Here is a 7,946-nt window from a genome sequence, read left to right as displayed (position 1 = left end):
ACAAGGAAGGAAACGTAAACTTTATAAATAATGAATAGATTATTTATAAAGTTTTATAAGTTTTCTGTAACGGAAAAACATGTTTCATGCACAAACATACAAAGGGACAAAAGAAGAAAATTATACGCTTGTCATCGAACAATTAAAAGCGTTAATTTCGGATGAAACAAATGTTGTAGCGAACTTAGCAAATGCTTCCGCTTTATTGAATTATTTTTTACATGATATTAATTGGGTCGGTTTTTACATAGCTGAAGGGAATGAACTCGTGCTTGGACCATTCCAAGGGTTGCCAGCATGTGTACGCATTCCATTCGGCAAAGGGGTATGTGGAACAGCAGCGGCCGAAAAAAGAACAGTGCGTGTGGCGGATGTTCATACGTTTCCGGGTCACATCGCATGCGATGCAGCATCTCAATCTGAAATTGTCATTCCAATGGTGAAAGATGACCGTGTCATTGGTGTACTTGATATTGATAGTCCAATAAAAAATCGTTTTGATGAAGTCGATGAACAACATTTACAACGTTTTGTCGAAACGCTCGTTCACTATCTCAACATATAAGAAAGAGGCCTAAACAAACTGGCCTCTTTTTAATATTCTTGCACAACAACGCGGTTTTTTCCTGTCCGTTTCGCAGTATATAACGCCTCATCAGCACGATTGAATAGCTCCTTTACAGAATCTGCGCGATTTTTCTTCCAATACGATACCCCACAAGAAATGGTCACAGGAGGATTTGTTAACTCGCGAACTTTTTGTACTAAACGGTTTGCAATAGATAACCCCGCATTAATGGACACTTTCGGCAAATAAATGGCGAGTTCTTCCCCTCCCCATCGAGCCCCAATATCATTTTGACGAATGTTTGCTTTAATAATATTCGCTACCTGAATAATGATTTCATCGCCTACTTGATGTCCGTACGTATCGTTTATTTTTTTGAAATTATCAATGTCTATTAAAATAAATGTACCTAGACCGTCCTCTTCCATCGAACGTTGAATGCGCTCATCTAAATAATGACGTGCATATAAATTCGTTAATCGATCTGTAATGACCATTCGTTCGAGTTCTTCGCGCAACGCTGCGTTTGTGAACGCCAATGTCGAATGATGAATAAGCGATTGCAGCAATTTAAACATATCAAACGAAAAATGATATGCTTCTTGATGCAAAACAATTGCTACACCTTTCATCATCCCACGCATCATCGGTACAGCCATGAGCGAACGAAAACGTGTCGTGTAGTTGCTATGAATTTTTACATCACCTAAAAATAACGTATCACGCGGATGTTGAATGCGATGAAAAACGAAATCAACATATGGCTTCGCTTCACGTGATTGGAAAAAATCTGTACTACCAGGAAGTACTTTTCGCTCTTTTTCTTGCAATATAATAAAACCGACTTCCTGCGCATCAAACGATGTTTTAATTTTTTTAATCATAAATCGTAATGCATCTTGAAAGCGTAAATTTGTATTTAAGTGGTGAATCGTCTCGTTAATGAGTTGTAAATCCGCAATTAATCGTTTCGATTGTTCATATAATTTGGCATTCTCTAATGCGCTGCCAGCCGTATTCGCTAATAAGGAAATAAAGCGCATTTCTCGTTCTGGCAGCTCCATAATTGTCGGAGCAATCATTTCGATTACCCCGTAAATGCCTTGGGCTCCTTTGATCGGAGCATAAATGACAGACTTTTTATGAACGAGCGAATCGTGAAGCTGAATTTGTCCTGTCACATACGCCTGCATCGCACCCATATGCTCATCTTCATTTTCAAACGTCAGTAGTTTAATCGGCAAATCTCGATCTGTCGTGCTATCATAAGATAAAAACAAATGGCATGTAAACGTCGGATACACCTCTTTTAACGTTTTCACAATTTCTTCAAGCACGTCCCCAATATGCATAGACGCATGAATTTTTGTTGCCGCCCGATGCAATTGTTCATATCTTTTTTCTTCGCTTAACACTTCGGACACTTTACGAATGCGCGCAAACACTTTTAAAAAATCTCGCTTCATTTGTTTGATAAACGCTTTCGGCAACATATCTCGTTCATGCAGCTGGAAACGAACAAGTCCGCATGAATCTTCTGAAAAATGTATACCAAATTGAACCGTTTTGATCTCGTTGCCACCATCCAAAATCACAACATCGTCAAATTGTTTTTTCAACTGATCATTAAACGGAATGATGTGTTTTTCTCGATGCTGTTCAATCGTTTGGTCTGTCGTCATTTCAGGTTCAAAGGCATGCTTAAACGGGTTCAACGTGTAAAACGTAACATCTAATAAACGAAACTCTTGTTTCAGCAGGGTGATCAGCGCTTGAATCATGCGAGGTAAATCCGTAAAATCTTCTTCGCTTAAAAACCAATCGAAAAACTTTTGTTTAAATATGGCGTATTGATCGCGTTCTTGAACGTTCATTTTTTTCACTCACCCGCACATACTTCCTCTCTTTATATGTATGAACCATATAAATAAAAAAATGATAGTTTCTGTAATATTTCTAAAACTGAAGACCTACTAATTATATCATACCATAATCTTTATGATAAAGACTATACAAAAATTGTTGACTCAGACGAAAAAAAAAACTATAATAGCCTTTGTGTAAAATATTGCAGCCTTTGTGCTCACGTTTGTATGTCCATTTTGTTCCCCATAGAGAGCGTCATTCTCGAATCGGAGGTTGTATCGTGTAACTCTCAGCTGCTAGGGCGAGGATACATGAAAACAAAATGGCGATAAATGGTGAGGCACGACTGTTTTTATTTTACCAAAAATAAAAACAAAGGAGGAGCATTTATGGCTCGTTATACAGGTCCAACATGGAAAATTTCTCGTCGCCTCGGTATTTCATTGAGCGGAACAGGTAAAGAATTACAAAAACGTCCTTACCCACCAGGTCAACATGGTCCAGGACAACGCAAAAAACTGTCTGAATATGGCATGCAGCTTCAAGAGAAGCAAAAACTTCGCCATATGTACGGTGTAAACGAACGTCAATTCCGCAAAACGTTCGAGGAAGCAGGAAAAATGCCTGGTAAACACGGTGAAAACTTCATGATTTTGCTTGAATCTCGTTTAGACAACCTTGTTTACCGTTTAGGTTTCGCACGTACTCGCCGTCAAGCTCGTCAATTAGTCAACCATGGTCATATTTTAGTTGATGGCAACCGCGTTGATATTCCATCTTACCGTGTAAAACCAGGTCAAACGATTTCTGTTCGCGAAAAATCTCGTAACCTTCAAATTATTAAAGAAGCGCTCGAAGTGAACAACTTCGTACCTGACTATTTAACGCTTGATGCAGACAAATTAGAAGGTACTTACACTCGTTTCCCTGAGCGTTCTGAATTGCCTGCTGAAATTAACGAAGCATTAATCGTTGAGTTCTACTCTCGTTAATGAAAAAATCCTCTCTGCTTATAAGCAGAGAGGATTTTTTATGCATAACGAATTAAGTAATACTTCTTCTTACCGCGACGAATAATGGTGAATCGGCCTTCCATGCGATCTTCTTCTGTCATCATTTTACTCACATCTTGTACACGCTCGCCATTTACGTAAATAGCCCCATTTGTGACGTCCTCACGCGCTTGGCGCTTCGATGGACAAATACCGCTTGCAACGAGCAAATCAATAAGTGCTACTTCCTTTTCATGACATACATATGATGGAACGTCTTTAAAACCTTGTTCAATTTCATTTGCTGTTAGTTTAGATACGTCCCCGCTAAAGAGTGCTTCGGAAATATTGATCGCCTGCTTCAACGCTTCCTCTCCATGAACGAGACGTGTCATTTCCCCAGCTAACGCCTTTTGGGCTGCACGTTTTTCTGGAGCTTCAGCCGTTTGTCTTTCCAATTCAACAATTTCTTCGTGCGATAAAAACGTAAAGTATTTTAAATATTTTACAACATCACGATCATCTGTATTAATCCAAAATTGATAAAACTCATATGGCGACGTTTTATCAGCATCAAGCCATACGGCTCCTCCTTCCGTTTTACCAAACTTTGTGCCATCTGCTTTTGTGACGAGCGGAACAGTTAATCCGAATACTTTGGCATCTTCTTCTGTTTTCCGAATGAGCTCTAATCCGGCTGTAATGTTCCCCCATTGATCACTACCACCTACTTGCAACTTACACCCGTACATTTCATACAATTTTAAAAAGTCGTACGCCTGTAAAATCATATAACTAAACTCTGTAAACGAAATTCCCGTTTCTAATCGCGACTGTACAGATTCTTTCGCAAGCATGTAGTTAATTCCAAAGTTTTTCCCAACATCACGCAAAAACGTAATCACATCGAGCGAACCGATCCATTCGTAGTTGTTGGCAATAATAGCCCGATTGTTGTCGCTGTCAAAATCTAAAAAGCGACTTAACTGTTGCTTAATTCGCTCACTGTAATATGCAACAGTTTCTTTTTCATTCAATTTTCGCTCTGCTTTTTTCCCGCTCGGATCTCCAATCAATCCTGTTGCCCCACCGACGAGCGCAATCGGCTGGTGACCAGCTTGTTGGAAGCGACGTAACATTAAAATCGGGAGCAAATGACCAATATGCAAACTATCTGCTGTTGGATCAAAACCACAATATACTTTTACACTTTCCCCTGCTAACAGCGCTTTTAACCCATCTTCATCCGTCATTTGATTAATTAAACCACGAAATTGTAAGTCTTGAAGCAAATCCATCTCAACCATCCTTTCCTTCCTTGGATTCAAATAAAAAAACTCGTCCTTCACACGAAGGGACGAGTTTCATCGCGGTACCACCCTACTTAGAGAACGTACATGTTCTCTCACTTCATTGACATAACGGTCTACACCGTCTTTTGTTACTTTCGCACAAGCGGTTCACAAAAGATGCTCACGGAGGTAATTCATGCTCACCTATGCGCTAGTTCGCACCAACCACTAGTTCTCTGTTCGCAGGGAGATCAGCACTACTCGTTCCGCTCATCGCTCGACTATTTACATATCAGCATACTCTCTTTTATCATAAATCATAAATCATTGTCAAGATCTTCAAACAAATTTAGACATTCTCCGATACGAACTGACAAATTATGATATAATAATGAAAATACAATATGGATGGGAGGTCACTATGTCAGAAAAACAAGTCCGATTCTCATGGCAAAAACTATGGCGTCATTTTACGATTACATACGAGGTCATTTGGAACGTATGTTTAATTATATTGATTGTAAGTTTATGTGCGTTTAGTTTTGCCTTCGGTGTTGGCGCGGGATATTTTGCGTCTCTTGTGAAAGATGCCAAGCCGATTCCGTACAAAGAGATGAAAAAAGATATTTATAACTATGAAGAAACCACTCATATTTATTTCGCCAATCGTGAATATCTTGGCTATTTTCGTTCAGATTTAGAACGCGATGAAATTAAACTTTCGCAAGTTTCTCCTTATTTCATTCAAGCGGTCATCGCAACAGAAGATGAACATTTTTATGAGCATAAGGGAGTTGTACCAAAAGCTATTATACGTGCCATTTTTCAAGAAGCAACAAACTCCTCCACGCGTAGCGGAGGAAGTACGTTAACACAGCAACTTGTAAAAAATCAAATTTTAACAAGCGAAGTATCATTTGAACGAAAAGCAAAAGAAGTGTTGCTTGCTTTACGCCTTGAGAAGTTTTTTTCGAAAGATGAAATTTTAGAAGCATATATTAACGTTGTGCCGTTTGGACGAAACGCATCCGGACGAAATATTGCCGGCGTTCAAGCTGCTGCCAAAGGCGTTTTCGGCATCGATGCGAAAGAACTAACGTTGCCACAAGCGGCTTTTTTAGCTGGATTACCACAAAGTCCGTTTCGCTATACACCGTTTACAAGCGAAGGGGAGTTAAAAAACGATTTATCCCCAGCGCTAAATCGGATGAAAACTGTATTATCGCGCATGAAAAAAGCGGGATATATTTCAGAAGACGAATATAAAGAAGCGCTAGCGTACGACATTACGAAAGATTTTGTGTCTTCCTTACCTTCTCCTGTTGAAAAGTACCCGTGGCTGACGTTTGAAATCGAACGACGTGCAAAAGATATTTTTATCGATTTATTAGCTAAAAAAGACGGATATGAACGACAAGATGTGCGCTCAAACGATCAACTATATAGAGAATATGCTGAGAAAGCAGAAAAGCAACTACGCCAAAATGGTTATACAATTTATACAACAATTGATAAAAACATATATGAGCGAATGCAAGCAATCGTTGAAAAATATCCGTACTTCGGAAGCGATACGGTCGTGCGCAAAAAGGATGAAAAAACAGGACAAATCATTTCCGTTCGTCAGCCGGTAGAGGTCGGAGCGATGTTAATTGAAAATAAAACTGGGCGTATTATTAGCTTTGTCGGTGGACGAGATTATAAACGGGAACAACTCAATCACGCCACACAAGCTTATCGTTCAAACGGTTCAACAATGAAACCGCTTCTTGTTTATGCACCAGCGATGGAAATGGGTATCATTCAACCTGGATCTGTTATTCCAGATATTGATTTAGAAATTCCAACGAGTCAAGGACCATATCGCCCCAAAAATGCGGATGGCAAAACACATGGCTTAACATCGGTTCGCCATGCGCTAAAAAAATCGTATAACATTCCTGCCATTCGGACATATGCGCGCATCATCGATCAACGACCCATTTCATATTTAGAAAAAATGGGCTTTACAAGTTTAACAACAGGAGATGGAAGCAACTTGTCGCTTGCGCTTGGCGGTTTAACAAAAGGGGTAACGATTGAAGAAAATGTAAACGCATATGCTACGTTTGCGAATGGTGGAAAGTTCATCGACGCGTATTTAATCGAAAAAATTGTCGATAAAAACGGGAACGTTGTATATGAACACGAGCCAAAACCAGTCGAAGTGTTTTCACCTCAAACAGCCTATTTAACAATTGATATGATGCGTGATGTCATTCGCTCAGGTACAGCTGCTTTTTTAAATGGCAAACTAAAATTTTCAGCCGATTGGGCAGGAAAAACAGGAACGAGTCAAAATACGAAAGATGCTTGGTTTGTCGCAACAAATCCAAATGTCACGTTCGGCACTTGGATGGGATACGATACACCAAAGCCTCTGGAAAAAAGCTATAAAGGATTGTCATATTCCCAAAGAAACTTATTGCTATGGGCACAGTTAATGAACGGGGCATATGATATTCGCCCAGAACTAATCGCTCCGAAAGAACGATTCCATATGCCTGGAGGAATTGTTCAACGCTCATATTGTGCAATTTCTGGATTGCTCCCATCAGAAACATGTAAACGATTCGGACTTATCGAAAGCGATTTATTCAATACGGCATTTGTGCCGAAAACAGAAGATACGTATTTGATTAGCGGAGCTTTCGTTGAATTAGATGGAGAGAGATATGCCTCTTTACCGACAACACCAAAAGAATTTACAAAAGAAGGCGTAATGATTGACGCTTCGTTACTTGAACAGTGGGGCATTCAGCATATAAAAGATTTGGGCAAATTGCTTCCACAAAACGATCAATGGAAGCATGTATTTGTGGCAAAAACGCTTCAAGAAAACGGGAAAAAACCGGATCCACTAGCTGCACAACAAAAAGGAACCGCACTCGTTTGGAACGAACATCATGAACAAGATGTCATTGGATATCGTGTATACTATACAGCATCGGAAACAGCTCCGTTTCAAGTCATGGCAACGATACGCAAAGGAGAACAAAAAAGCGTACCGTTAAGACAAGGTATGTATTACGTTACTGCTGTCGATATTGCTGGATTGGAATCGAATCCGTCAAATATCGTCCGTATGCTGCCTGCTTCATCACCTGGGCAATCAACAAATGAAGAACCGACAGAAACACAAACGGAAGAACAGCCATCAACCAATTAAAAAAATCGGGCTATGCCCGA

At 39.7% G+C, this 7,946-nt stretch carries 5 protein-coding genes and 1 other annotated feature; of the genes, 3 read left to right on the top strand and 2 right to left on the bottom strand.

Features of this window, described 5'->3' with window-relative positions; translation table 11 throughout:
* The first annotated feature begins 79 nt into the window (after positions 1-79).
* Entirely contained in the window at positions 80-565 is a 486-nt protein-coding gene (locus ACYQY7_RS04945) for a GAF domain-containing protein (protein WP_461201003.1), read from the top strand.
* 29 nt (positions 566-594) lie between these two features.
* Here ACYQY7_RS04945 and ACYQY7_RS04940 read toward each other — a convergent pair whose 3' ends face one another.
* The gene (locus ACYQY7_RS04940) at positions 595-2,442 is read right to left on the bottom strand and encodes a sensor domain-containing diguanylate cyclase (RefSeq protein WP_461201002.1); all 1,848 of its coding nucleotides are present in this window, start codon (positions 2,440-2,442) and stop codon (positions 595-597) included.
* Positions 2,443-2,823: 381 nt separating this feature from the next.
* On the opposite strand from ACYQY7_RS04940, the gene rpsD reads away from it, so the two are divergent.
* Positions 2,824-3,426, top strand: a complete 603-nt coding sequence (rpsD, locus tag ACYQY7_RS04935; protein WP_461201001.1) for a 30S ribosomal protein S4 — start codon at positions 2,824-2,826, stop codon at positions 3,424-3,426.
* A gap of 38 nt (positions 3,427-3,464) precedes the next feature.
* Here rpsD and tyrS read toward each other — a convergent pair whose 3' ends face one another.
* Complete coding sequence (tyrS, locus tag ACYQY7_RS04930; RefSeq protein WP_461201000.1) at positions 3,465-4,724, bottom strand: tyrosine--tRNA ligase; 1,260 nt, start codon at positions 4,722-4,724, stop codon at positions 3,465-3,467.
* Positions 4,725-4,776: 52 nt separating this feature from the next.
* Positions 4,777-5,001, bottom strand: a binding site (T-box leader).
* A gap of 138 nt (positions 5,002-5,139) precedes the next feature.
* Between tyrS and ACYQY7_RS04925 the strand changes: the two genes are divergently transcribed.
* Positions 5,140-7,926: a transglycosylase domain-containing protein gene (locus ACYQY7_RS04925; protein WP_461200999.1), complete on the top strand. Its 2,787-nt coding sequence runs from the start codon at positions 5,140-5,142 to the stop codon at positions 7,924-7,926.
* The last annotated feature ends 20 nt before the right edge of the window (positions 7,927-7,946 follow it).

This window comes from Anoxybacillus sp. TBDG-1, assembly GCF_054815885.1.
Note: the sequence above shows the minus strand (reverse complement) of the source record. Positions and strands in the feature narration are given on the sequence as shown.

Coding starts and splice junctions, on each gene's coding strand:
- ACYQY7_RS04925 (WP_461200999.1), top strand. CDS start 5,140: ATGTCAGAAAAACAAGTCCGATTCTCATGGCAAAAACTATGGCGTCAT.
- tyrS (WP_461201000.1), bottom strand. CDS start 4,724: ATGGATTTGCTTCAAGACTTACAATTTCGTGGTTTAATTAATCAAATG.
- ACYQY7_RS04940 (WP_461201002.1), bottom strand. CDS start 2,442: ATGAACGTTCAAGAACGCGATCAATACGCCATATTTAAACAAAAGTTT.
- ACYQY7_RS04945 (WP_461201003.1), top strand. CDS start 80: ATGTTTCATGCACAAACATACAAAGGGACAAAAGAAGAAAATTATACG.
- rpsD (WP_461201001.1), top strand. CDS start 2,824: ATGGCTCGTTATACAGGTCCAACATGGAAAATTTCTCGTCGCCTCGGT.